23 protein-coding genes are annotated in these 23,435 nt (G+C 70.4%); 13 read left to right on the plus strand and 10 right to left on the minus strand.

Annotation, left to right across the window (positions count from 1 at the left end):
* Positions 1-20: 20 nt before the first annotated feature.
* The 5 genes from ACIBTS_RS05240 to ACIBTS_RS05260 form a co-directional block, all read right to left on the minus strand.
* Entirely contained in the window at positions 21-2,048 is a 2,028-nt protein-coding gene (locus ACIBTS_RS05240; RefSeq protein WP_399316720.1) for a PQQ-dependent sugar dehydrogenase, read from the minus strand.
* 10 nt (positions 2,049-2,058) lie between these two features.
* A complete protein-coding gene (locus ACIBTS_RS05245; protein WP_399316722.1) occupies positions 2,059-4,305 on the minus strand; it encodes an alpha-galactosidase in 2,247 nt (748 codons plus the stop codon).
* Complete coding sequence (locus tag ACIBTS_RS05250; RefSeq protein ID WP_399316724.1) at positions 4,302-4,595, minus strand: hypothetical protein; 294 nt, start codon at positions 4,593-4,595, stop codon at positions 4,302-4,304. The genes ACIBTS_RS05245 and ACIBTS_RS05250 overlap by 4 nt, the downstream gene beginning before the upstream one ends.
* A gap of 12 nt (positions 4,596-4,607) precedes the next feature.
* Positions 4,608-5,396, minus strand: a complete 789-nt coding sequence (locus tag ACIBTS_RS05255; RefSeq protein ID WP_399316725.1) for a Tat pathway signal sequence domain protein — start codon at positions 5,394-5,396, stop codon at positions 4,608-4,610.
* Positions 5,397-5,467: 71 nt separating this feature from the next.
* Positions 5,468-6,667 carry a glycoside hydrolase family 105 protein gene (locus ACIBTS_RS05260; RefSeq protein WP_399316728.1) on the minus strand — a complete coding sequence of 400 codons (1,200 nt, stop codon included), beginning with the start codon at positions 6,665-6,667 and terminating at the stop codon, positions 5,468-5,470.
* A gap of 247 nt (positions 6,668-6,914) precedes the next feature.
* On the opposite strand from ACIBTS_RS05260, the gene ACIBTS_RS05265 reads away from it, so the two are divergent.
* The gene (locus tag ACIBTS_RS05265) at positions 6,915-7,601 is read left to right on the plus strand and encodes a glycoside hydrolase family 75 protein (protein WP_399316729.1); all 687 of its coding nucleotides are present in this window, start codon (positions 6,915-6,917) and stop codon (positions 7,599-7,601) included.
* 30 nt (positions 7,602-7,631) lie between these two features.
* Here ACIBTS_RS05265 and ACIBTS_RS05270 read toward each other — a convergent pair whose 3' ends face one another.
* Complete coding sequence (locus tag ACIBTS_RS05270; RefSeq protein ID WP_399316731.1) at positions 7,632-8,918, minus strand: MFS transporter; 1,287 nt, start codon at positions 8,916-8,918, stop codon at positions 7,632-7,634.
* A 208-nt stretch (positions 8,919-9,126) separates the two neighbouring features.
* Positions 9,127-9,918, minus strand: coding sequence for an IclR family transcriptional regulator (locus ACIBTS_RS05275; RefSeq protein ID WP_399316733.1), 792 nt, complete (start codon positions 9,916-9,918; stop codon positions 9,127-9,129).
* A gap of 176 nt (positions 9,919-10,094) precedes the next feature.
* Here ACIBTS_RS05275 and ACIBTS_RS05280 point away from each other — a divergent pair, with 176 nt between their 5' ends.
* The 7 genes from ACIBTS_RS05280 to ACIBTS_RS05310 all read left to right on the plus strand — a co-directional run bounded on the left by ACIBTS_RS05280 (position 10,095) and on the right by ACIBTS_RS05310 (position 16,962).
* The gene (locus tag ACIBTS_RS05280) at positions 10,095-10,985 is read left to right on the plus strand and encodes a 5-dehydro-4-deoxyglucarate dehydratase (RefSeq protein ID WP_399317186.1); all 891 of its coding nucleotides are present in this window, start codon (positions 10,095-10,097) and stop codon (positions 10,983-10,985) included.
* Positions 10,982-12,277, plus strand: coding sequence for a glucarate dehydratase family protein (locus tag ACIBTS_RS05285; RefSeq protein WP_399316735.1), 1,296 nt, complete (start codon positions 10,982-10,984; stop codon positions 12,275-12,277). Before ACIBTS_RS05280 ends, ACIBTS_RS05285 begins: the two co-directional genes overlap by 4 nt.
* Before the next feature lie 168 nt (positions 12,278-12,445).
* Positions 12,446-13,588 carry a carbohydrate kinase family protein gene (locus ACIBTS_RS05290; protein ID WP_399317187.1) on the plus strand — a complete coding sequence of 381 codons (1,143 nt, stop codon included), beginning with the start codon at positions 12,446-12,448 and terminating at the stop codon, positions 13,586-13,588.
* A 147-nt stretch (positions 13,589-13,735) separates the two neighbouring features.
* The gene (locus ACIBTS_RS05295) at positions 13,736-14,794 is read left to right on the plus strand and encodes a PhoH family protein (protein ID WP_399316737.1); all 1,059 of its coding nucleotides are present in this window, start codon (positions 13,736-13,738) and stop codon (positions 14,792-14,794) included.
* A gap of 13 nt (positions 14,795-14,807) precedes the next feature.
* Positions 14,808-15,305, plus strand: coding sequence for an rRNA maturation RNase YbeY (gene ybeY / locus ACIBTS_RS05300; RefSeq protein WP_319672172.1), 498 nt, complete (start codon positions 14,808-14,810; stop codon positions 15,303-15,305).
* Entirely contained in the window at positions 15,302-16,606 is a 1,305-nt protein-coding gene (locus ACIBTS_RS05305; RefSeq protein WP_399316738.1) for a hemolysin family protein, read from the plus strand. Before ybeY ends, ACIBTS_RS05305 begins: the two co-directional genes overlap by 4 nt.
* Positions 16,603-16,962 (plus strand): MmcQ/YjbR family DNA-binding protein, encoded by a 360-nt coding sequence (locus tag ACIBTS_RS05310; RefSeq protein ID WP_079662366.1) that lies wholly within the window; start codon positions 16,603-16,605, stop codon positions 16,960-16,962. Before ACIBTS_RS05305 ends, ACIBTS_RS05310 begins: the two co-directional genes overlap by 4 nt.
* A gap of 3 nt (positions 16,963-16,965) precedes the next feature.
* Here ACIBTS_RS05310 and ACIBTS_RS05315 read toward each other — a convergent pair whose 3' ends face one another.
* Positions 16,966-17,445 carry a hypothetical protein gene (locus ACIBTS_RS05315; protein ID WP_399316741.1) on the minus strand — a complete coding sequence of 160 codons (480 nt, stop codon included), beginning with the start codon at positions 17,443-17,445 and terminating at the stop codon, positions 16,966-16,968.
* 77 nt (positions 17,446-17,522) lie between these two features.
* On the opposite strand from ACIBTS_RS05315, the gene ACIBTS_RS05320 reads away from it, so the two are divergent.
* The 5 genes from ACIBTS_RS05320 (at position 17,523) to ACIBTS_RS05340 (ending at position 21,618) form a co-directional block, all read left to right on the plus strand.
* On the plus strand, positions 17,523-17,846 hold the full coding sequence (locus tag ACIBTS_RS05320) for a hypothetical protein (RefSeq protein WP_399316742.1): 324 nt from the start codon (positions 17,523-17,525) through the stop codon (positions 17,844-17,846).
* A gap of 45 nt (positions 17,847-17,891) precedes the next feature.
* A complete protein-coding gene (locus ACIBTS_RS05325) occupies positions 17,892-18,245 on the plus strand; it encodes a cytidine deaminase (RefSeq protein WP_079662368.1) in 354 nt (117 codons plus the stop codon).
* Between the two features lie 248 nt (positions 18,246-18,493).
* The gene (locus ACIBTS_RS05330) at positions 18,494-18,970 is read left to right on the plus strand and encodes a hypothetical protein (RefSeq protein WP_399316744.1); all 477 of its coding nucleotides are present in this window, start codon (positions 18,494-18,496) and stop codon (positions 18,968-18,970) included.
* A 172-nt stretch (positions 18,971-19,142) separates the two neighbouring features.
* The gene (locus tag ACIBTS_RS05335; protein WP_399316746.1) at positions 19,143-20,483 is read left to right on the plus strand and encodes a beta-xylosidase; all 1,341 of its coding nucleotides are present in this window, start codon (positions 19,143-19,145) and stop codon (positions 20,481-20,483) included.
* A 106-nt stretch (positions 20,484-20,589) separates the two neighbouring features.
* On the plus strand, positions 20,590-21,618 hold the full coding sequence (locus ACIBTS_RS05340) for a WxL protein peptidoglycan domain-containing protein (RefSeq protein ID WP_399317189.1): 1,029 nt from the start codon (positions 20,590-20,592) through the stop codon (positions 21,616-21,618).
* Positions 21,619-21,620: 2 nt separating this feature from the next.
* On the opposite strand, the gene ACIBTS_RS05345 is transcribed toward ACIBTS_RS05340, so the two are convergent.
* The gene (locus ACIBTS_RS05345) at positions 21,621-21,959 is read right to left on the minus strand and encodes a P-II family nitrogen regulator (protein ID WP_319672179.1); all 339 of its coding nucleotides are present in this window, start codon (positions 21,957-21,959) and stop codon (positions 21,621-21,623) included.
* Complete coding sequence (locus ACIBTS_RS05350) at positions 21,956-23,266, minus strand: ammonium transporter (protein ID WP_399316749.1); 1,311 nt, start codon at positions 23,264-23,266, stop codon at positions 21,956-21,958. Before ACIBTS_RS05350 ends, ACIBTS_RS05345 begins: the two co-directional genes overlap by 4 nt.
* Between the last annotated feature and the right edge of the window lie 169 nt (positions 23,267-23,435).

The following is a 23,435-nucleotide window of genomic DNA, read 5'->3' on the forward strand; positions in this document are numbered from 1 at the left end:
TGTCGTTCGGATTCGGTCTTCTAATCGATGCCGAGGCGGAAGATCTTGTCCGATCCGTCCGCCGCTCCTCCGTTGTTGTCGCAGTTGGTCGTCGACAGCCAGAGCTGGTCGACTCCCGGTACCTTGGTGACGGTTCGCAGCCGCCCGTAGGTGCCCACGTAGTACGCGGTCGCCGTGCCGACGTTCTCCGTGTCGCCGTTGATCGGGATCCGCCACAGCCGCTCGCCGCGCAGCGACGCCATGTAGACGACGTTGCGGACGATGGCGATCCCGCTCGGTGAGGCCTCGGAGACGTTCCAGGTCTTCTTCGGGTTGGTCATGCCGGCGACGTCACAGGCGCCCTCGCAGGTCGGCCAGCCGTAGTTGGCGCCCGGCTTGATCAGGTTCAGCTCGTCCTTGGAGCTGTTGCCGAACTCGGCCTCCCACAGCCGCCCGTTGCGGTCGAAGGCGAGGCCCTGCGGGTTGCGGTGGCCGAGGCTGTAGACGTAGTTGCCGAAGGGGTTGCCGGGGGCCGGCTTCCCGTCGGTCGTCATGCGCAGGATCTTGCCGTTGAGGGAGTTCTTGTCCTGGGCGAGATCGGGCGTCTGGGCCTCGCCGGTGGAGACGTACAGATAGCCGTCGGGGCCGAACGCCAGCCGTCCGCCGTTGTGGTAGCGGTTCTTCTTGATGCCCTGGAGCAGGACGGTGTAGCCGGTCAGTGAGCTGCCGCTGTACGTCATACGGACGACCCGGTTGCCCTCGTCCGCCGTGTGCATGAAGTACACGTAGTGGTTGGTCTCCCACTTGGGGTCGACGGCGACGCCCAGCAGTCCGCCCTCGCCGTTGGTGGTGACGGCGTTGGGCACGGTGCCGACCTGGGTCTTCGTGCCGTCCTTGGTCACCTTCCAGACCCGGAAGTCGTCCCGCTCGGTGACCAGCGCGCTCTGGCCGTCGGGCATCCAGTAGGTGCCCCAGGGGATGGTCCAGCCGGTGGAGACCGTGGCGATCGACGAGGGCACCCCGCCGTCCGTCGTGCAGGCCTTGGTGGTGAAGCCGACGGTGTTGCTCGCCTCCGACACATTGCCGGCCGCGTCCCGTGCCACCACGTTCAGCGAGTACGGGCTGTCGCAGGCGAGCCCGGTCAGTTTCGTGGACGTACCCGTGACACTTTTGTACACGGTGTCACCGCTGCGGATGTCGTACGCGGTCACCGCCCGGTCGTCCGTGGAGGCGCCCCAGCTCAGCGCGGCGCTGTTCGCGGTCACCTCGGTGGCCTTGAGCGTGCCGGGTCTGCTGGGCGCGCTGGTGTCGGTGCTCTTCGCGGTGGTGCAGTCCACGACAGGGCTGGCGGGCGAGGCGTTGCCTGCGGCGTCGCGGGCGATGACGGTGAGGTTGTAGGTGGTGTCCGGGCTCAGCCCGGTGAGCGCCTTGGAGGTGGCGCTGCCGGCCGCCTCGCCGAGCTTGTTTCCGTGCTCGTAGAGGTCGTACGCCGTCACGCCCACGTTGTCGGTGGCGGCGCCCCAGCTGAGGGTGAGGGCGTTCTCGGTGATCGCGGAGCAGCTGGGCGGGCCGGGGCGGCTCGGCGCCTGGGTGTCGGCCGCGGCGCCGATGCTGATCCGGTCGAGGTTGGGGCCGCCGTTGTCCGTGGTGGCGGTGGCGCGGATCTTGTTGGTGCCGGCGGTCAGGGGGATGTCGAGGCTCTTGCTCGCCCAGGTGTTCCAGTCGGCGGTGGCCGGGAAGGACACGCCGGAGGCTACGACCGTGCCGCCCACGGAGACGTCCATGGGCCGGTCGACGGCCGTGCCGTTGGCGTAGCGGAGCGTCAGCGAGGAGGTGCCGGCCGCCGCCGCGCTCACCGTGAACTCCACGTACGAGCCCTTGATGTTGGTGTAGTCGACGAAGCCGGTGCCCGTGTAGCCGGTGTGGTTGGTGGCCACCGTGCCCTGGGAGACGACGGCGTTCTCGGCCTGGTGGTCGGTGGCCGCCCGGGCGGTCGCCGCGCTCAGACCGAGCAGCGGGACCGCGAGGGCCAGGGCCGTGCTCAGCAGGGGGATTCTTCCGGGTTTCATGTTCGCCCTCTCAGCCCGTGTACCGGGCGAAGACCTTGAGGTAGTCGTACGGCTGCTGTGTCACGCCGCTGCATGCGTCGCCGGCGGAGCCGGAACCGCAGGCCCGGTCGCGGTTGACGGACCAGTAGGTGAGGCGCCCGATGTGGTGCTGCTGGGCGTAGGCGAGCATGGTCTTGAAGTCCGCGACGCGGACCAGCTCGCCGGAGTCGTCGGTCTTGCCGTTCATCGACGACAGGCCGATGTGGGCGTAGGCCGTCGCATCGCTGTAGCTGTAGGCCGACTTGACGCGGGCCTTGAGGCCCTCCATGGCCTGCGTGGTGAGGGTGCCCATGTTCGTGGTGCCGCCGCCGAAGTCGAACGGCATGACGCACCAGACGTCGTTGGCGAGCCCTGAGTTGGCGGCACGCTTGATCATGTCGACGCCGGTGGAGTCCGGGCCGCTGGTGGTGGTGCCGAAGGTGATGACGGTCTTCAGCCCGGCGTTGTTCGCCTTCACGGTCTTCAGCGCGTCGACGACCCGCTGGCGGACCGTGGCGTTGGACCACTCGGTGTTCTCGATGTCGATGTCGATGGCCTTGAGTCCGTAGGCGTCGATCACCTTCTGGTAGGCGCCGGCCAGCGCTGCGGCACTGGAGCACTTCTCGCCGAGTTTGGCGCCGCTCCAGCCGCCCACGGAGACCATGACATCACCGCCGGCCGCTCTGATGGCGTTGATCTTCGACTGGTCGTTGCCGCCGGTCAGCGGGCGGGAACCGTCCCACTTCGGGTTGCAGCCGCCGTCGGACAGGATGAAGGCGAGCGTGAACCACCTGACGCCGGTCGCCGACATGACCGCCGTGGGGTTCTGCGGGCTGCCCCAGCCGAGATACTCGTAGGGGGCCACCGCCATACCGGGAGAGGCCTGCGGAGCGGCGCCGGCGACGGGCTTCACCCGGATCAGCCGGGTCTCCCCCGGTCGAAGCGTCGCACTGTACGAGTTGGCGATCTCGCCCTTGTGCGAGCCCGACCAGAGATCCGTCACATCGCCGGTGCCGGTGAAGCCGACCTGCGACCAGGTCACACTGACCGTCGAGTTCCCGGACGTACCCGTGTTGAAGAGGGCGACGACGTAGTCGCCGTTGCTCTCCCGCTTGCTCCAGACCTGCTGGACCCCGCTCTTCACGAGGCGTTTCGCCGCGACCCCGTCCTGGTCGACGCCGATCAGCCGGTCGTTGGTCAGCATCGCCTTGTCGACCGGGTCGAGGTTCGTCAGATCGGTGCCCAGCAGCAGCGGAGCCCCCGCCATGGCCCACAGGGTGAAGTGCGAGCGGCGCTGGTCGGCGGTGAGTCCCACCTGGTCGCCGTTGCCGATCTCCAGCGAGTCGAGGTCGTTCCAGCCGCCGGGACCGGCGTACTGCTGCCAGGAGGCGGCCGAGTCGAAGCGGGAGGAGACGTGCGACCAGTCGGTGAGGGGGTAGCCGCTGCCGTTGTCCCCCGGGCCGCAGTAGCACTCGACGTCACCCTGGGTGCGCCAGCTGTTCGCCAGTTGCCGCCAGGTGCCGCCCTGGGCGATCGGCAGGCTGTTGGAGAGCGCGAAGTTGATGGGCCGTCCGCCGGCCCGCAGCGCCTTGTCCCAGGCCTCGACGTCGGGGACGTCCTGGCTGCCCACACCGTCGATCTTCAGGTAGTCGACACCCCAGGAGGCGTACTGCCGGGCCCACGAGTTCACGAACTCCTGCGCGCCCGGCTTGGAGTAGTCGATGTAGTACATGTTCTTGCAGTTGTAGTTCTTCTCGGTCTTCGAGGTGTCCGCGATGTCCTTGGCGTGGTACGGCGTCCCCTCGATCGGAGTGTTCGCGGTGACCGCGTTCTTGGCGATGCCCGGGGTGACGTAGAAGCCGAACTTCAGGCCCTTGGAATGGATGTAGTCGGCGAGCGCCTTGATGCCCGAGGGGAACTTGGCCGGATCGACCGCCCAGCGGCCGTAGGAGTCGACGACGAAGCCGCCTGCGTCGCACTTCTGGTAGAAGTCGTCGAGGTTGACGTAGACGAAGCCGTGGTTCTTCAGGCCGCTCGACACCATCGCGTCGGCCTGCGCCTTGAGCTTCGCCTCGGTCGGCGTGCGGCGTACCAGGCTCCAGCTGCTCCAGCCCATGGCGGGGCGCAGCGAGAGGCCGTTGTCGGAGGCGGCGGCCGGGCGCGCGCCGCCGAGCAGCGGAATCGCGGACACCAGCAGCAGCCCCGCCAGGGTGAGCACCAGCGATCTGATCCGTGTCATGAGCGTCCCTCGATCACATAGGAAGTACCGATCCAGGCCTCGTCGACCTGCAGCCGCCTGTAGCGGGTGGAGTCGGTGGACGCGGCCCACCGGATGCCGCTCGCCGCGTCGGCGATGACGGCCGGGGTGTCGTTGGCCGAGCCAGTGCCCTTGGCGCCGTAGTCGCGTACGCCGAACTCGGCTGCGCGGTAAGGCTGTTGCCCGGCCGCGAGGGCCGGCGGATGGCTCAGGCCGAGCACGACGGCGAAGGCCAGGAGGACGGTCGTCGCCCATGGCGTGCGCTGCTGCATGGGACCGTCCGATCAGAGGAGTTGGTAGCCGCGCAGATTGGTGAGCAGCAGGTAGCAGTTCTGAAGGGACCCGGAGGTGTCGCCCAGGGAGCGGTAGATGCCCCACTTCGGGCGGACCCGGTCGGCGAGGAAGGTGTCGACACCGGTCTTGGAGGCGTCGATGACGGTGGTGGAACCGCTCTTGAGGATCCAGCGCACCGTGCCGGACGAGCCGTTGCCGATCTTGATCTGGAAGTCGACGTCGGTCCATTTGTCGTGCAGGGGATCGAGGTTGGTGCGGCCGACTAGGACATCGCCCTCGATGACCTTCAGCTCGATGGTCTGCACCCCGTTCACCCGGCGCAGCGACTGCACGACGATCGGCGAACTGCCGGCGCCGGGCTGCTTCATCTGCATGATGTGGGTGAAGGTGGTGGTCGCCTTCAGGGAGCTGGGGATGTACATCGAGTACGTCAGCCGCCAGGTCTGGCCCGAGGTCCACTTGAGGTAGTTGCTGCCGCTGCCGTTGCGCAGCCCGGTGACCTCCTGGCGCTGGCGGTCGGTGGAGGTGTCCCGGTCGACCGTGTGCATGTTGAAGCGCCAGTTGTTGCCGGTGGCGAAGATGTGCGGCTTGGCCGCGGGGTGGGAGTCGGCGCGGTCGTCCTCGACGGTCTCGAAGGCGCCGAGGCCGTCGCTGCTCGCGGACGGCGCCCACTTCTGCTGCCAGGAGGCGGCGTGCGCGGTGCCGGGCAGACCGCCGACGGTGGCCGTCGCGGCGCCGCCGATCGCCGCGCCGAGCAAGGTCCTGCGTGATGTGCTCATGACACTTACCTCATTGTGGTGGGGGGTGGGTTCGGCCCGTGGGCTGTGGGCTGTGGGCTGTCAGCTGTGGACTACCGGGACCTGAGCTGCTCGTTCATGATCAGGAAGGAACCGAGACCGTGGAAGTCGTTGGTCTCCCGGGGCCGCGCGATGTAGAAGGCGTAGTCGCCGACGTTGGTGCCGATGGAGATGTCGGTGAGGCTGGTGCGGCCGTCCACGCCGAGTGAGATCCGGGCGAGTACGCCCTCGTAGCCGCGCTGTGCGACGGCCTGGTAGTGCCTGTCGATGTATCCCTGCTGGGCGCCGCGCGAGAGGGCGTAGGTGAACATGCTGGAGCAGGAGGTCTCGGTCCAGTTGTCGCTCTGTCCGCCCTTGTCGATCACCTGGAACCAGCGGCCGGTCGCCGGGTCCTGGTAGCGCTCCAGAGCGGCGGCCAACTGCCGGAAGATGCGCAGGAGCTGCGGACGGCGGGCCTGCCGCGCCGGGATGGCGTCGAGGACGTTCACCATCGCCATCGAGTACCAGCCGACGGCCCGGCACCAGTGCTCCGGGGCGAGCCCGGTCGCCGGATCCGCCCAACTGACGGTCTTCGACTCGTCGTAGGCGTGCCGTAGCAGGCCGCCTGAGACCTGGAGATGGCTGCCGTAGACGGCCAGTTGCCGGGCCGCCTCGTCGTCGGCGTATGCCGAGTCGCCGAACTCCTTGCCGTACTCGACGAGGAACGGGTTCACCATGTAGACGCCGTCCGACCAGAGTTGGTGGGCGCGACTGCTGGTGTCGGCGTGCCAGAAGCCGCCGTCGGAGGTGCGCGGGTAGCTGTCCAGCCGGTCGCGGATCGTGCGGGCCGCGATGCGGTAGCGGTCGTCGCCGGTCTCGTGGTGCAGGATCACCAGCAGCCGGCCGGCCTGCATGCTGTCGAGACTGTTGAACCTCTGGTCGATGCTGCCGTCGGCGTGCACGAAGCGGTCCACGTAGGTCCGGATGTACGAGAGGTGCCGCGGCTCGTGCGTGCGCCGGTAGGTGAGGTACTGGCCGTAGAGATACAGGCCGACGGGGTACGACCAGCCGCCGATGGTGCTCGGGGTGAAGCGGGCCGTGGTCGAGTCGACCATGGCCACGGACCAGTCGGTGGCGGCTGCCGGACGGGTGATGGACGGGGGCTGCGCGGCGGTGGGCGGGGCCGCGGCCGAGACCGTCAGCAGACCCGCCGCGGCGAGCGCTCCCGCCGTGAGCGCGGGACGCAGGGCCGGCGTGGCACGGAAACGTCTCATGTCTTTCCCGCCTTCAGGAGTCGACCGTCGTTCACGTGTGTGTATGAGGTTCACGCACTGGGCTGAGGGATGGGGAACAGAGTCCAGGCCGGACCGGGCGCGGTCAATGGTCCGGACCGATCGGCTCAGGCTCTTTTCCGGCCAATATCCCCTCGGGCTAAGGGGGTTGACGGGGCCCGTGGGGCGGGTCCACCTTGTAGCGCACTCGGTAAGGAAACTTTCCTATCAGAAGAAGGGTCCCCCCACAGTGCGTTCTCGAACCTTGCCCCTCACCGCGGCCGCGGCGGCCGCCCTCCTCGTCGCCGCCCTCCCGGCGACCGCCTCCGCAGGCCCCGACTCGACACAGGAGGGCTCGGTCAGCGCGGCCGACCTGCTCGCCAAGGTGACGTCCTGCTCGCAGATCTCCAACGGCAAGTACAAGACCGACGACGAGACATCGGCCTCCGTCCCGGTCTGCGGCAAGAACGGCGCCGTCTTCTGGAAGGCCGACATGGACGTCGACTGCGACGGCCAGCGCACCGCCAAGTGCAGCGAGAACACCGACCCCTGGTACCAGGACGACACGGCCTTCCACCAGTCGGACGGCAAGCCGCTGCGCGCCGACTCGCTGCCCTACGTCGTCGTGCCCAGCTCCAGCTCCCTCTGGAACTACGGCTCCGCGGGCATCAAGGGCGGCGGGGTCGTCGCCGTGATCTACCAGAACAAGGTGGAGTACGCGGTCGTCGGCGACACCGGCCCCACGAAGATCATCGGCGAGGCCTCGTACGCGACGGCCAAGGCGCTCGGCATCGACCCGGACCCGGAGAACGGCGGCACGGACTCCGGCGTCACCTACATCCTCTTCAAGAACTCCAAGGTGTCCCCCATCGAGAGCCACAGCGCGGCGGTGACCCTCGGCGACCAACTGGCCAAGACGTTCATCCGCAACAACTAGCCAGGCGTCCGGGCCGCCGGCCCGGGACTGTCAGGCCGCTGACCCCGGTGCGGCGCCCGCCGGCCGGGGTCCGGCCGTGTCGTACGCGTCCCGGTCGGGCACGGCCGGGGTCTCCACCGCGATCTCCACCACCGGCTGCTCCGGGCTGCCGCCGCCCCGCCGCAGGACCCCGCCCGCGAGCACCGGACGTCCGCCCGTGTGCAGGGCCACGGCGGTCATCGGGACGGCGACGACGAGCAGTCCGGCGCCCAGCACCAGCCCCATCACCGAGAACCCGGCCTGCGCCGACAGCACGCTCCCGGTGAGCGGCCCGGCCGCCGTCCCCAGCGAGCCCGCCGACCCGACGAGGACCGCCCAGCGTCCGCGCGGGTCGAGCGAGGCGGCGAGCCCGATCAGGTACGACAGCACGATCGGGTAGAAGACGTTCCAGGCGATCTCGCCGGCCGCGAAGCTCACCGGCCCGGTCGCGGACGCGCTGGCGACGACACAGCCGGCGATGAGAACGGTCCCGGCGCCGATCGGCGCCGCCCGCCCCAGCCGCGTCCCGAGCGCGCTCGCGCCGAGCACGCCCATGAGCCCGGCGCCCAGCGCCACCGCGAAGACGACGCCGACGGCGGCCTCGGAGAGGTGAGCCTGCGTCAGGCCGATGCGTCCGCTGACGCCCCACAGGGAGTTCTGCACCAGCGACCAGCAGGGCATCGCGGCGGCCAGGACGAGGCCGGAGCGCAGGTGGGGGAGGCGGCCGGGGCGGTCCTCGGGGCGGGTGCGGGCGGGCGCCGTCCGGTCGGGCAGCCGTCCGGTCAGCGGCCACACGGCCAGCGCGGTGAGCGCGATCGCGGCGAGCGGCTGCCCGTGTCCCGCGCCGAGGTGCGGCACCGTCAGATAGACGGCGCCCGCGAGCGCGGAGACCGCGAGCAGGCCCAGCGTGGAGGCGCGGTGCGGGTCGGGCTGGGCGGCGACGCGGGTGGCGGCCACCGTCGTGGCCGTACCGGATCCGAAGCCGCCGAGGACCGCGCCCGCGACGACGGCCGGCACGTCACCGGCGAGGGCGGCTCCGCCGTAGCCGAGGACGGCGAGGGTCAGTCCGATGCGGGCGAGGGTCCGCGCCCCGACCCGCTCCACGCGGGAGGCGAGCAGGAACCCGGCGGCGGCCGAACTCAGCAGCAGGGCACTGCCGACGGCGCCCGCCTCGGTGGCGGACAGCGGCAGCCCGGCGTCGAGGCGGCCGACGACGGTCGGCAGCAGGTAGGGGGCGAGGTACCCGGCCGTGAAAAGGGCGACGATGGGCCAGGGCACGGTGGTGCGAGGGGCGAACACGGGCGTTCCAGGGCATGCGAAAGGGACGGCTCAGGAAAAGGAGGTTGGGCGCCGACCGTCGACGGACAGGAACGCGCGGGCAATTTGTATCAAGCACGCGGTTGCGGAAGAAGGGCGGGGTGGGTGATGTGGATCACTTTACGTTTGCGCTGCGTTTGAGGCGGGGGAGCCGGGGTAACTGTGACGCCTCGCGTCGGCGGGTGGTCCGCTAGCGCCAGTGGGCGGCCCCGGCGGAACCCGGCGCCGTCGCCTCGATCTTCGCCCTGATCTCCCGCATCACCGTCACGATCCGCTCCTCGTGCTCCGGCGTCAGCCGGGCCACCGGTACCGAGCAACTGATCGCGTCCTGGGCGGGGATGTCGTAGCGCAGGGCGAAGCCGAAGCCGACGATGCCGAGGACGCCCTCCTCGCGGTCCACGGAGTACCCGCGCGCCCGCACCCCCGCGAGGTCGGCGAGCAGCGACTCCCGGTCGGTGTGGGAGTGCGGGGTCAGCGCCTCGTACGGCCCCTCGGGCAGCTCCTCGTCCGGCCGCTGCGCGAGCAGCGCCTTGCCCAGCGCGCCGACGTGCGCGGGCAGCCGTCGTCCGACCCGGCTGATGGTGCGCAGATATTCGTGCGACTCGCGGGTCGCCAGATACGCGACGCCCCGGCCGTCCAGCCGGCCCAGGTGGATGGTCTCGCCCAGCGCCTCCGACGCCTCGTCGAGACAGGGCCGCACCAGCCGGACGCGCGGGTCGGAGTCGAGGTAGCTGGTGCCGGTCAGCAGGGCGTGGATGCCGATGCCGTAGAGGGAGCCGGTGACGTCCGTGCGCACCCAGCCCCGGCTGATCAGGGTCTGCAGCAGCGCGTACATCGAGCTGCGCGGCACATCCAGCTCGTCCGCCAGCTCCTGCAGCCGCGCCGGCCGGTCACCGCGCGCCGCGAGCAGCTCCAGCAGCTCGACCGTGCGCGCCGCCGACTTGACCTCGCGGACGCCGCCCCCGCCACCTGTCTCCGCCATGAGCCGATCGTAGGCGGGTCGGGGCGTCCCATTGGCTCGGGACGTCCCATTGACGACCGGTGTGTACGTATCTAATCTCCATCTTCATACGTGGATTACGTCTACATAGGGAGATAGTCAAGGTGAGTGGCGGCGGTACGGACCCGGAGACCGTGGTGCGCAGGCTGCGGGCCGGGATGGCGGACGGCGTGCTGTCGTTCCCGCTCACGAGTTTCCACGACGACGGCGCCCTCGACCCGGACGGCTTCCGCGCGCATGTCGCGGCGCAGATCGCGACCGCCCCGGGCGCGGTCTTCCCCGCCTGCGGCACCGGCGAGTTCTTCTCCCTCGACGAGGACGAGTACCGGCAGGTGGTGACCGTCGCCGTCGAGGAGGCGGCCGGCCGCCTGCCCGTCGTCGCCGGCGTCGGCTACGGCTGGGCCCAGGCCGTGCGGTTCGCGCGCATCGCCGAGGAGGCCGGCGCCGACGCCCTCCTCGTCCTCCCGCACTACCTCGTCGCCGCCCCGCAGGACGGCCTCGTCGCCCAGCTGGAGCAGATCGCCGCCCGCACCCGGCTGCCGCTCATCGCCTACCAGCGCGGTCAAGTCGCTTTCACGGCAACCTCGTTGCGCCGCATCGCCGCCCTGCCGACCGTCATCGGCCTCAAGGACGGCCACAGTGACCTCGACCGCCTCCAGCGGCTCACCCTCGCCGCACCCGAGGACTTCCTCTTCTTCAACGGCGCCGCCACCGCCGAGATCCAGGCCCGCGCCTACGCCACCGTCCCCGCCTACTCCTCCGCCGTCCACGCCTTCGCGCCCGAGATCGCGAACGCCTTCTTCGGCGCGTTGCGGGACGGAGACGACAAGACCGTGGAGCGGCTGCTGCGCGACTTCTACGTCCCGCTCGTCGAGCTCCGCGACCGGGTGCCCGGGTACGCGGTGTCCCTGGTGAAGGCCGCGGCCCGGCTGCGCGGACGCCCCGTCGGACCCGTCCGCGCCCCGCTCACCGACCCCTCTCCCGCCGACCTGGCCGACCTCACGGCCCTCGTGAGCGCCGGCCTCGACCTCGTGGGAGCCGCCCTGTGAGCCCCGACCTCACGATCACGGACGTCCGCCTGACCCCGATCCTGGTCGCCGACCCGCCCCTGCTCAACACCCAGGGCGTGCACCAGCCCTACACCCCCCGGCTGATCGTCGAGGTCGTCACGGCCGACGGGATCACCGGCGTCGGCGAGACCTACGGCGACACCAAGTACCTCGAACTGGCCCGCCCCTTCGCCAAGAAGCTGATCGGCCGTCAAGTGAGCGATCTGAACGGCCTGTTCACCGTCGCCGACGAGGTGGCCGTCGACAGCTCCCGGGTCTGCGGGCAGGTCGACGTCGGCGGGCTACGCGGCGTCCAGACCGCCGACAAGCTGCGCCTGTCCGTCGTCTCCGCCTTCGAGGTCGCCTGCCTCGACGCCCTCGGCAAGGCGCTCGGCCTGCCCGTGCACGCGCTGCTCGGCGGGAAGGTGCGCGACGCGGTCGAGTACAGCGCCTACCTCTTCTACAGGTGGGCCGACCACCCCGAGGGCGTCGCTGCGGAGAAGGACGACTGGGGCGCCGCCGTCGACCCGGCCGGAGTCGTCGAGCAGGCCCGCCGCTTCAAGGAGCGCTACGGCTTCACCTCCTTCAAACTCAAGGGCGGCGTCTTCCCGCCGGACGAGGAGATCGCCGCCGTCCGCGCCCTGGCCGAGGCGTTCCCCGGCCACCCCCTGCGCCTCGACCCCAACGGCGCCTGGTCCGTTCCCACCTCGCTCGAGGTCGCCGAGGAGATCGGCGGCCTCCTCGAATACCTGGAGGACCCGGCCCTCGGCACCCCGGCCATGGCCGAGGTCGCCGCGAGGACCGACGTGCCGCTCGCCACCAACATGTGCGTGACGACGTTCGCCGAGATCAAGGAGGCGTTCACCCGGGACGCCGTCCAGGTCGTCCTCTCCGACCACCACTACTGGGGCGGACTGCGCAACACCCAGCAACTCGCCGCGATCTGCCGCACGTTCGGCATCGGCGTCTCCATGCACTCCAACACCCACCTCGGGATCAGCCTGGCCGCGATGACCCACGTCGCCTCGACCGTGCCCAACCTGCACCACGCCTGCGACTCCCACTACCCCTGGCAGCCGGAGGACGTCCTCACCGAGCGCCTCACCTTCACCGACGCCAAGGTCACCGTCTCCGACGCGCCCGGCCTCGGCGTCGAACTCGACCGCGACAAGCTGGCGTTCCTCCACCGACGCTGGCTCGACGACGACGGCGCCCTGCGCGACCGCGACGACGCAGCGGCGATGCGCGCAGCCGACCCGCAGTGGATCACCCCGGCCGTCCCCCGCTGGTAGACGGCCGTCGCCCGCACCGGCATCCCCCGGCGCGGGTGACGGTCGCTCGCGCGACCCGCGTGTTGTCGGTGACGTGGTGCACACTGGCCAGATCGGCACCACGTCAGGGAGCGCACCGTGACCGCGTCCACCGGAGAGGGACACCACCACCAGACCCGTCAGACCGGCCTGAGCAGTCCGAACGGTCCGGCCGGGCAGAGCGGCCGCGGCTGCCCGGCCGCCGGGGTCGACCCGCTGGCCGCCCACCGCGCCCCCGACGATCCGCCGTGGGACGTCTACCTCACCGGCCCCGTCTTCCTCGACATCATCTTCACCGGCCTCGACTCCGCCCCGGTGCGCGGGACGGAGTCCTGGGCGCGCGGCATGGGATCGAGCCCCGGCGGCGTCGCCAACATGGCCACCGCACTCGCCCGCCTCGGCCTGCGCACGTCCCTCGCCGCGGCCTTCGGCGACGACCACTACGGCGAGTACTGCTGGGACGCCCTCGAACGGGGCGAGGGCATCGACCTCAGCACCTCCCGCACGGTCCCCGGCTGGCACTCCTCCGTCACCGTCTCCATGGCCTACGAGGGGGAGCGCACGATGGTCTCGCACGGCCACGAGCCGCCCCCGCAGGAGCCCGCCCCCACCTGCCCGCCGCCCGCCCGCGCCGCCGTCGCCTCCCTCACCCCCGGCAAACGCGACCCCTGGATCGAGCAGGCCGCCGCCCGCGGCACCCGCATCTTCGCCGACGTCGGCTGGGACGACACCGGCGCCTGGAACCTCGCCGGCCTCACCGACCTGCGGCACTGCGAGGCCTTCCTGCCGAACGCGGAGGAGGCCATGCGCTACACCGGCGCCACCTGCCCCCGCGCCGCCGCCCACGCCCTCACCGCGCACGTACCGCTCGCGGTCGTCACGCTCGGTGCGGAGGGCGCTGTCGCCGTGGACCGCCGGACCGGCGAGAGCGCCGAGGTCCCGGCCATCGCCGTCGAGGCCCTCGACCCCACCGGCGCCGGGGACGTCTTCGTGGCCGGCTTCGTCACCGGCACCCTCGCCGACTGGCCGCTCGCCGACCGCCTCGCCTTCGCCGGCCTCACCGCCGCCCTCTCCGTCCAGGAGTTCGGCGGCTCCCTCTCCGCCCCCGGCTGGTCCGAGATCGCGGCCTGGTGGCGCAAGGTCCAGTCGGTCGAGGGCCAGGACCCCGAGGCACTGCGCCGGTACGCGTTCCTGGACGGCCTGCTCCCGGCGCCGCTCCTGGCGGAGGAGGAGGCCGCCCCGTGGCCGCTGCGCAGAGCGGTCCCGACGATCGGTTTCGGCCGCTCGGCATAGTCCGACATGGGCACCGCAGCCGGGGCCCCGGCCCCGGTAAAAGCCCTACGGCGTTGTCAGCCCCCTGGCGTACCCTTGAACTCGCCAGGCCGCCCTCGTGGCAGGCGAGACGCATCCGGGAGGACGCAGAGGCCTTCGGGCCGGCCTATGACTCAGACACCCACAGCTCACACGCCCGCGCAGGGCAAGGCGAGAGCACAGTTCACGGTTCCCGCCCAGCACCCCATGGTGACGGTGCTGGGGTCCGGAGACTCCCTTCTGCGCGTGATAGAGACGGCCTTCCCGGCGGCCGACATCCACGTCCGGGGCAATGAGATCAGCGCGGTCGGCGATCCACGGGAAGTCGCCCTCATCCAGCGCCTGTTCGACGAGATGATGCTGGTGCTCCGCACCGGGCAGCCGATGACGGAGGACGCAGTGGAACGCTCGATCGCCATGCTGCGGGCGAGTGAGAACGGGACGAGTGACGGCCAGGAGACCCCGGCCGAGGTACTGACTCAGAACATCCTGTCCTCGCGCGGCCGCACCATCAGACCCAAGACCCTCAACCAGAAGCGGTACGTCGACGCGATCGACAAGCACACGATCGTCTTCGGCATCGGCCCCGCCGGTACCGGCAAGACCTACCTGGCCATGGCCAAGGCGGTCCAGGCCCTGCAGTCCAAGCAGGTCAACCGCATCATCCTGACCCGTCCGGCGGTCGAGGCCGGCGAGCGCCTGGGCTTCCTGCCCGGCACGCTCTACGAGAAGATCGACCCCTACCTGCGCCCGCTGTACGACGCGCTGCACGACATGCTGGACCCGGACTCGATCCCCAAGCTGATGGCCTCGGGCACGATCGAGGTGGCCCCACTGGCGTACATGAGGGGCCGTACGCTCAATGACGCCTTCATCATTCTCGACGAGGCGCAGAACACGTCGCCCGAGCAGATGAAGATGTTCCTCACCCGCCTCGGCTTCGACTCGAAGATCGTGATCACGGGTGACGTGACGCAGGTCGACCTGCCGAACGGAACCAAGTCGGGTCTGCGGCAGGTCCAGGACATCCTGGAGGGGCTGGACGACGTCCACTTCTCCCGCCTGTCGTCCCAGGATGTCGTCCGGCACAAGCTGGTCGGCCGTATCGTCGACGCGTACGAGAAGTACGACAGCCACAACGGTACGGAGAACGGCACCCACAAGGGCGGCCGTAACAAGCGGAAGTAGACAAGCCAGCACCATGTCGATCGACGTCAACAACGAGTCCGGAACCGAGGTCGACGAGCAGGCGATCCTCGACATCGCCCGCTACGCGCTCGCGCGGATGCGCATCCACCCGCTCTCCGAGCTCTCGGTGATCGTCGTGGACGCCGACGCCATGGAGCAGCTGCACATGCAGTGGATGGACCTGCCGGGGCCGACGGACGTCATGTCCTTCCCGATGGACGAGCTGCGTCCGCCGTCCAAGGACGACGATGAGCCTCCGCAGGGCCTCCTCGGCGACATCGTGCTGTGCCCCGAGGTCGCCGAGAAGCAGGGCAGGGAAGCGGACACCCAGCACTCCATGGACGAGGAGCTCCAGCTGCTCACCGTCCACGGAGTGCTGCACCTGCTCGGCTACGACCACGAGGAGCCCGACGAGAAGGCCGAGATGTTCGGCCTGCAGGCGGCCATCGTGGACGGGTGGCGTGCGGAGAAGGGCCTGACCGGCCCCTCGCCGGCCCCGACCGTGTCATGAGCCTCGGCCTCGTCTCCGGCGCGATCGCCCTGGTCGTCGTCGCCTGGCTCGCCGCCTGCGCGGAGGCGGGCCTCGCGCGCGTCTCCAGCTTCCGCGCCGAGGAGGCCGTGCGCGGCGGCCGGCGCGGCAGCGCCAAGCTGGCGCAGATCGCCGCCGACCCCACCCGCTATCTGAACGTGGCGCTGCTGGTCCGCGTCGCCTGTGAGATGGCCGCCGCCGCGCTGGTCACCTACGCCTGCCTGAAGGAGATCGACGGCACGGCCCCGGCCCTGCTCGCCGCGATCGGCGTCATGGTCCTGGTGTCGTATGTCGCGGTGGGCGTCTCCCCGCGCACCATCGGCCGCCAGCACCCCCTGAACACGGCGACGGCGGCGGCGTACGTCCTGCTCCCGCTGGCGCGGATCATGGGCCCGATCCCGTCCCTCCTCATCCTCATCGGCAACGCGCTGACCCCAGGCAAGGGCTTCCGCCGGGGCCCGTTCGCCTCCGAGGCGGAGCTGCGCGCGCTGGTCGACCTCGCCGAGAAGGAGTCCCTGATCGAGGACGACGAGCGCCGCATGGTGCACTCGGTCTTCGAGCTGGGCGACACCCTCGTGCGGGAGGTCATGGTCCCCAGGACCGACCTCGTCGTCATCGAGCGCTACAAGACGATCCGTCAGGCCCTGACCCTCGCGCTGCGCTCCGGGTTCTCCCGCATACCCGTGACCGGTGAGAACGAGGACGACATCGTCGGGATCGTGTATCTGAAGGACCTGGTCCGCAAGACGCACATCAGCAGGGACGCCGAGGGCGAGCTGGTCTCGACGGCCATGCGGCCGGCCGCGTTCGTCCCCGACACCAAGAACGCCGGCGATCTGCTGCGCGAGATGCAGCAGGACCGCAACCACGTCGCCGTCGTCATCGACGAGTACGGCGGCACGGCCGGCATCGTCACCATCGAGGACATCCTCGAGGAGATCGTCGGCGAGATCACCGACGAGTACGACCGTGAACTCCCGCCCGTGGAGGATCTCGGCGACGACCGTCACCGGGTCACCGCGCGCCTCGACATCACCGACCTCGGCGAGCTGTACGGCCTGGAGGAGTACGACGACGAGGACGTGGAGACGGTGGGCGGGCTGCTGGCCAAGGCCCTGGGCCGGGTCCCCATCGCGGGCGCGTCGAGCACGGTCGACCTCCCGGACGGCCGGGCCCTGCGGCTGACGGCGGAGGCTGCGGCCGGCCGCCGGAACAAGATCGTGACGGTGCTGGTGGAGCCGGTGGATCCGGCGGACCCGCCCGAGGAGGAGAAACCCGAGTGACGCCCCAGGAGCTGCGCGCCTTCTGTCTGTCCTTCAACGCGGTCGTGGAGGACTTTCCGTTCCGCCCGGAGATCTCGGTCTTCAAGGTCGGCGGGAAGCTCTTCGCCCTGACGACGCTGGACGCACGGCCCCTGACCGTGAACCTCAAGTGCGACCCGGACGACGCGGTGCGGCTGCGCACCGAGCACCCGGGGCTGATCGCCCCCGGCTACCACATGAACAAGCGCCACTGGAACACGGTGACGGTCGACGGCGAGCTCCCCGACCGGCTGGTCCGGGAGCTGGTGGAGGACTCCTACGACCTGGTGGTCGCCGGTCTGCCGCGCGCGGAGCGGCTCCGGCTCGACCGGCCCTGACGGTCATTCGATGCCGAGGGGCCCGATGCCCAGGTCCTCGCGCATGAGGTCGCGCATCCGGGCCATGGCCGTCCGCCGCTGTGCGATCAGGGGCGCGTCCTCGACGGAGCCGACGGTGACGCCCCGGGCGTAGGCGTCGCGCAGTTGGCGCAGACTGTGGAACGCCTCGTTCCCGGCGGTCACGACCTGTTGCGGGCCCACGAGCCAGAGACGTTCGCTCGCCGTGTACAGGCCGGTGCCACGGAAGGCTTCCCGGACGGCCGCGTCACGCGCCGCTCCTGACATGTGATCGCCCAGCGCGACGGCGCGTATCTCCTCACTGGCTGTCTTGAGCGCGGAGACGAACTCCGTGTACACCTCGCGTCGCATCTGGAGCGCGTGCCGGGACTCCTCGCGCCGCCACCGGTTGCGATCGGCGATCAGTGTGGCGGTGATGCCGATGACGGCGCCGGCCAGTGTGGAGAGCAGGGGCATCCAGTCCATGCGCCGCAGCCTTTCATCGTTTCCCGCACAAGAAAAAGGGGTAAATACGGCAAAATGCCCAGCTCGTGGAGGACATCATGCCGGCGAACATCACTCTGGACGACCAGGTCAGCTTCGTCACGGACCCGGTGAACCCGTGTTCGGGGACCGACTTCACCGTCACCTGGCAGGAGAAGAACGTCGGCGACGAGTCGTCCGCCGACTACCAGGACATCTTCGACATGGGCGACCAGGGCTCCGGTGACAGTCGGTCGGTCTCGTGTTCGGCCCTGGGGGCGGGGGAGTCGGTGGCCCGGTCGACGACCTTCAATCTGCCCGCAGGCAACTACACGATGAGTCTCGTCATCAACGGCCGGGGTCCGCTCTCGCTGGGAAACGTCATCATCGACGACTGCGTCTGAGGGGGGCGCTCCGTCCTCGCGGGCGGTTCTTCGTATGCTCGGGGCATGACCGACAGCAACGGGCTCGACCCCGAGGACCGCAAGATCGTCACCCTGGCCCGTTCCGCGCGGGCCCGCAACGGTGTGCCCGAGGGGGCTGCCGTGCGGGACGAGACAGGACGTACCTATGTCGCCGGGACCGTGGATCTGCCGTCGCTGCGGCTGAGCGCGCTGCGGACTGCGGTGGCGATGGCGGTGGCCTCGGGGGCGAAGTCGCTGGAGGCGGCGGCCGTGGTCACCGAGGCGGAGGGCGCCTCCGACGCGGACCGCGCCGCCGTCGCCGATCTGGGCGGGGCGGGGACGCCGGTGCTCGTGGCGGGCCCGGACGGGAGCGTGCGGCTCACCGTCTCCGCCGGCTGACGCACCAGGGGGCTCCGCCCCCTGGACCCCGCCGTCCCCGGCGTCCCGCCCCTCTCGGCCGGATCGGAATTCACCGGCCCGACTAAGGCCGGAATTCAGCCTTGCCCTTCGCTTGTCCCTGACGCGTCAATGGAACCGTAATTTCCGACGGACCGTCAGATTCACCCCCCACCGGCACCGGTGTCCGCACCCACCCGTCCCGCCACGGCCGTCCGTCTCCCCACATCCGGGAAGGAGCCGGAAACGCCATGAGAGGCAAGCGAATCGGATCAGGTGCGGCACTGCTGGCAGGGACCCTCGCGGTCACCGGGCTGGCACTCGCACCCTCAGCCGCCGCCGTCACCCCGACGACGGCCACCGTGACCGCCAGCTGCGGTCTCTTCGGGGGCGGCGCCGCCACCCTCACGGCCACCCAGACGGGCACGGCCGCCACCATCAAACTCACGTCCACCGCGATCACCGCACCGATCGCGATCAACGCCAACACCATCGCCTCCACCCTCACGATGGCGAACTCGACCGGTGCCGCCCGTGTCTTCGCCGGCACGGTGAACCCCGCCATGGCCGTCGGCGACCCGATCACGGTCGGTCCGCTCAACGGCACCGTGGCCTCCGGTGACAAGCTGGACTTCTACAAGGGCTCCCTGAAGATGGTCGTCTTCGGGATCACGGTCACCTGTACGACGTCCGCCGCCCAGTCGCCGGGGCCGTTCGTGTTCGACTGATAGCGGTTGAAAACTGAGCAGACGGACCGTCAGTTTCCCTGCGGGACAAGGAAGCTGACGGTCCATCAGTTGACCTCGTCGCGTGCATTGACTTCTTGTGCGATCCGCACCTCAATGCCCCCTGTCGGCGCAGAAGAGCCGCTGCGCCCGCACCCCGGAGGAGGGGGCAATCATGGGTTCACCCCGAAGTTCCGGAAGTTCCCGAGGTTCCCGAAGACGGCACTGGGCGTCACTGCTCGGGGCGACCGCGCTCGCGGTCACCGCGGGCGGCGCGCTGGCGTGTCCCGCCGGCGCCGCGACCAACGTGGACTTCCCCACGCACTGCATCCCGCCGGCGATCGCCGGCCTCCCGCCGATCGACGGCACCACCACCGCCAAGGTCACGGTGGACAACCCCAGCCCGAAGGTCGGCGACACCGTCAACGTGACCTACACGGTGGTCACGCCCGCCGCCAACAACCCCACCGACCTGGCCCTGCCGGCCGACATCATGACGCCGACCGGGAAGATCACGCTCGGCGGCGCGCAGACCGGCGCCGTCACCGTCGCGGGCCCGAAGAAGAACGACCCGGTGCCCGGCCGCGGCGTCTTCCCGTCGTTCTCCATGACCGGCGCGTTCACGGTCACCGCACCCGGCGCGATCACCCTCTCGCCCGGCGACTACAACATCCACACCAGCTACATCCTCGAACTGGACACCCCCTGCACGGTGACCAACCCGCCCGCCCCGGTGTCGGAGACCGTCACCGCCGCCGACAACCCCCCGGCCAACACCCGCAACATCAACCTGGGTTCGGCATCCGGCAGCCCCGGCGCGAGCGTCACTGTCACCGGCAGCGGCTTCACGGCGGGCGCCGCGGTCACCGTCGCCGGCCGGTCCGGATCCGGCGAGACCGGGGACAGGACGACCCTGACCGCCGACGGGCAGGGCGCCATCTCCGGCTCACTCGTCGTCAACGACCTCACCACCACCGGGATCGTGGCGTACGAGGGCACCACCTGGAGCGCCGGCCTGGGCACCCCGCCCGCCGCGTACGTCGTCATCGACGACACGCCCGTACCCGCGGGCAGCCAGAAGCTGACGACCACCGTGAAGGCCGGCACACTGTCGATGTCCCAGGCCGGGGACGCCGTGGCGATGTCCGCGGTCGACTTCGGGTCCGGCCAGGCCTCGACCGGGAACCTCAACGCGGTGACGGTCAAGGACTTCCGCGGCGGACCCGCGGGCTGGTCCCTGACCGGCAAGGTCACCGACTTCACCGGCCCCGGCGCCAAGATCGACGCCGGCAAGCTGAGCTGGACGCCCGCCTGCACGACCAAGGCGGGCAGCCCGAGCACCTGTCAGGCCGGTTCGGCGGGCTCGGTCGGCGCCTCGGGGGCGACCCTGGCGTCCACGCCCGACGGCACGGCCACCGGCGGCGAGTTCACCGCCAACGCCCAACTCTCCCTAGACGTACCGGCGTTCACGCCTCCGGGCAGCTACGCCGGCGTCCTGACCCTCACGCTCACCTGAGCGTACGCATCACGTCCACCGGTGGCCGGGCGCCCGCCCCACAGGTCCGCACCCGCCCGTCCACCAACCGTCGCAGCCCGCCCGTGGGGGGTCCGCACCCATGCCCATGCGCAAACCGCCCGTCCTCCTCCAACCGTTCCTGCTGCCGTTTCTCCTGCCACTCCTGCTCTGTCTGCTCTTCGCCGCACCGGTCCACGCCGCCGACAACGGCAGCTGGTCCGTCTACCCCGTCTCCTCGGCCGTCGCCGCGCGCCCCTACTTCTATGTCTCGGCCGATCCCGGGCAGACGATCCAGGACGACGTCGTCGTCGCCAACAAGACGGACGAGCCCCTCACCTTCCGGCTGTACGCGGCCGACGCCTACAACACCGCCCGCGACGGCGGTTTCGCCGTGAAGTCGCTCGGGGAGAAGATGCGGGGCGTGGGCGCGTGGGCCCAGCTCCCCAAGGACCGGGTCACCGTGCCCGCCGGCAAGACCGTCACCGTGCCGTTCAGCATCAAGGTCCCCGAGGGCGCCGAACCCGGCGACCATCCCGGCGCGATCGTCGCGCTCGACGAACGGGTCGACAAGGGCGACGGCGGGGTCGCGCTCGGCGTCCAGCGGGCCGTCGGCGCCCGGGTCTACCTCCAGGTCGGCGGCCCCACCCTGCCCGCACTCGCCGTCGAGAACGTCCACATCAGCCACCACCAGCCCCTGATCCCCGGCCTCGGCGACAGCACGGCGACGATCTCCTACACCTTGCACAACACAGGAAACGTCACCCTGGAACCCAAGGTGGAGCTGACCGCGAGCGGCCTGTTCGGCCGCACACTCCTCACCCGAGACTTGAAGAAGCTCCCGTCCCAGCTCCTCCCCGGCCAACGAGTCCACCTCACCGAACGCTGGAGCCACGCCCCCCAGCTCGACTGGACGGACGTGAAACTGACGGCCAGCGCCAAGGACACGACCGAGTCGGCGACAGCGTCCTTCGTGGCGGTGCCCTGGCTGGTAGTGGCGATTGTGGTGACGATGACGGCAGCAGGGGTATGGCTGCTACTCAGGCTGCGGAAACGTACCAAAGGGGCGCGGGGAACTGCGCGACCAGCCACAACGCACCCGCAGCCAAATAAAATCGGCCACCCCGCCGGAGGCTAGAACTAAAGCGCGTCCGGCCCGCGCTCCCCGGTCCGCACCCGCACGACCGTTTCAACAGGCAGCGCCCACACTTTGCCATCCCCGATCTTCCCGGTCCGTGCGGCCAGCACCACCGCGTCGATCACGGCGTCGGAGTCCGCGTCGTCGACGACGACCTCGATCCGCACCTTGGGCACGAGGTCGACCTGGTACTCGGCGCCCCGGTACACCTCGGTGTGACCGCGCTGGCGGCCGTACCCGCTGGCCTCGGTCACGGTCAGGCCGTGCACGCCGAGCTCCTGGAGTGCCGTCTTGACCTCGTCGAGGCGGTACGGCTTGACGATCGCGGTGATGAGCTTCATTCCTGTGACTTGACCTTCTGGGGGGAGAGGACGGAGTGCGAGCCGACCGGGGCGCCATGGCCCAGGACGCCGTGATCGTATGCGGTCTCGGCGTGCACCGTAAGGTCCAGGCCGGTGTGCTCGTGGTCCTCGTCCGCACGGAAGCCGATCGTTTTGTCGAGCAGCTTGCCGAGGCCGTACGTGACGGTGAAGGCGTACGCGGCCACGACGATCACCGCGACCAGCTGCTTGCCGAGCTGGGCGAGCCCGCCGCCGTACAGGAGGCCCTCGGTGCCGCCGGTCATGGTGTCCACGGCGAAGACGCCGATGAGGAGGGTGCCGATGACGCCGCCGACCAGGTGGACGCCGACCACGTCGAGGGAGTCGTCGTAGTTCAGCTTGAACTTCCAGCCCACCGCGTAGGAGCAGACGACGCCGGCGGCCAGGCCCACGACCAGCGCGCCGAGCAGGGAGACCGAGCCGCAGGACGGGGTGATCGCCACCAGACCGGCCACGGCGCCCGAGGCCGCGCCCAGCGTCGTCGGATGGCCGTCGCGCTTCTGTTCGACGAAGAGCCAGCCCAGCAGACCGGTGCAGCCGGCGGCGAGGGTGTTGAGGAACGCGGCGGCCGCCAGGCCGTTCGCGCCCAGGGCGGAACCGGCGTTGAATCCGAACCAGCCGAACCAGAGCAGTCCCGCGCCCAGCATCACCATGGGCAGGTTGTGCGGACGCATCGCGTCCTTCTTGAAGCCCAGGCGCGGGCCCAGGACCAGGCACAACGCCAGTCCGGAGGCGCCGGAGGTGATCTCGACGGGGAGACCGCCGGCGAAGTCCAGGGCGCCGAGCCGGTCCAGGATCCAGCCGCCCGGCCCCCACACCCAGTGGGCGACGGGAACGTATACGAGGAGCGCCCAGACCGGGACGAAGACCAGCCAGGCGCCGAACTTCGCCCGGTCGGCGATCGCGCCGCTGATCAGCGCGGCCGTGATGATCGCGAAGGTGAGCTGGAAGGTGGCGAACAGCAGGGTCGGGACGGTCCCCTGGACGCTGTCCGGACCGAGACCGGCCATCCCCGCGTGCTTCAGGCCGCCGATCAGCCCGCCGCCGATGTCGTCGCCGAAGGCGAGCGAGTAGCCGGCGGCCAGCCACACCACCGTGACCAGCGCGATCGACACGAAGCTCATCATGAGCATGTTCAGGACGCTCTTCGTGCGGACCATGCCGCCGTAGAAGAGGGCCAGGCCCGGCGTCATCAGCAGGACGAGGGCGGTGGCGGCGAGCAGCCAGGCGGTGTCGCCGGTGTTCGCTTGGGCGGCGGCCAGAGTCACGGGGTCTCCAACGATGCGGGGGCTCGTCAGAGGTTCACCGCCCCGCGTTTCCGGTAATGCACGGATGTGTTTCCGTGACGTTTCGTTGCGTGGAGGTTTCCGGGAGCTCACGGCGCGGGCCACTGCCGCTCGTGTGTACGGCGGGGCTTCGTGGATCAGGGAGAATGGG

The organism is Streptomyces sp. NPDC050121 (genome assembly GCF_044460385.1).
Lineage (GTDB): Bacteria > Actinomycetota > Actinomycetes > Streptomycetales > Streptomycetaceae > Streptomyces > Streptomyces soliscabiei.

What these genes read in the sequence shown, in the direction of transcription:
- ACIBTS_RS05305 (WP_399316738.1), top strand. Translation starts at nt 15,302, where the DNA reads ATGAGCCTCGGCCTCGTCTCCGGCGCGATCGCCCTGGTCGTCGTCGCC.
- ACIBTS_RS05335 (WP_399316746.1), top strand. Translation starts at nt 19,143, where the DNA reads ATGGGTTCACCCCGAAGTTCCGGAAGTTCCCGAGGTTCCCGAAGACGG.
- ACIBTS_RS05320 (WP_399316742.1), top strand. Translation starts at nt 17,523, where the DNA reads ATGCCGGCGAACATCACTCTGGACGACCAGGTCAGCTTCGTCACGGAC.
- ACIBTS_RS05325 (WP_079662368.1), top strand. Translation starts at nt 17,892, where the DNA reads ATGACCGACAGCAACGGGCTCGACCCCGAGGACCGCAAGATCGTCACC.
- ACIBTS_RS05315 (WP_399316741.1), bottom strand. Translation starts at nt 17,445, where the DNA reads ATGGACTGGATGCCCCTGCTCTCCACACTGGCCGGCGCCGTCATCGGC.
- ybeY (WP_319672172.1), top strand. Translation starts at nt 14,808, where the DNA reads ATGTCGATCGACGTCAACAACGAGTCCGGAACCGAGGTCGACGAGCAG.
- ACIBTS_RS05330 (WP_399316744.1), top strand. Translation starts at nt 18,494, where the DNA reads ATGAGAGGCAAGCGAATCGGATCAGGTGCGGCACTGCTGGCAGGGACC.
- ACIBTS_RS05260 (WP_399316728.1), bottom strand. Translation starts at nt 6,667, where the DNA reads ATGAGACGTTTCCGTGCCACGCCGGCCCTGCGTCCCGCGCTCACGGCG.
- ACIBTS_RS05275 (WP_399316733.1), bottom strand. Translation starts at nt 9,918, where the DNA reads ATGGCGGAGACAGGTGGCGGGGGCGGCGTCCGCGAGGTCAAGTCGGCG.
- ACIBTS_RS05255 (WP_399316725.1), bottom strand. Translation starts at nt 5,396, where the DNA reads ATGAGCACATCACGCAGGACCTTGCTCGGCGCGGCGATCGGCGGCGCC.
- ACIBTS_RS05345 (WP_319672179.1), bottom strand. Translation starts at nt 21,959, where the DNA reads ATGAAGCTCATCACCGCGATCGTCAAGCCGTACCGCCTCGACGAGGTC.
- ACIBTS_RS05250 (WP_399316724.1), bottom strand. Translation starts at nt 4,595, where the DNA reads ATGCAGCAGCGCACGCCATGGGCGACGACCGTCCTCCTGGCCTTCGCC.
- ACIBTS_RS05295 (WP_399316737.1), top strand. Translation starts at nt 13,736, where the DNA reads ATGACTCAGACACCCACAGCTCACACGCCCGCGCAGGGCAAGGCGAGA.
- ACIBTS_RS05245 (WP_399316722.1), bottom strand. Translation starts at nt 4,305, where the DNA reads ATGACACGGATCAGATCGCTGGTGCTCACCCTGGCGGGGCTGCTGCTG.
- ACIBTS_RS05280 (WP_399317186.1), top strand. Translation starts at nt 10,095, where the DNA reads ATGGCGGACGGCGTGCTGTCGTTCCCGCTCACGAGTTTCCACGACGAC.
- ACIBTS_RS05240 (WP_399316720.1), bottom strand. Translation starts at nt 2,048, where the DNA reads ATGAAACCCGGAAGAATCCCCCTGCTGAGCACGGCCCTGGCCCTCGCG.
- ACIBTS_RS05340 (WP_399317189.1), top strand. Translation starts at nt 20,590, where the DNA reads ATGCGCAAACCGCCCGTCCTCCTCCAACCGTTCCTGCTGCCGTTTCTC.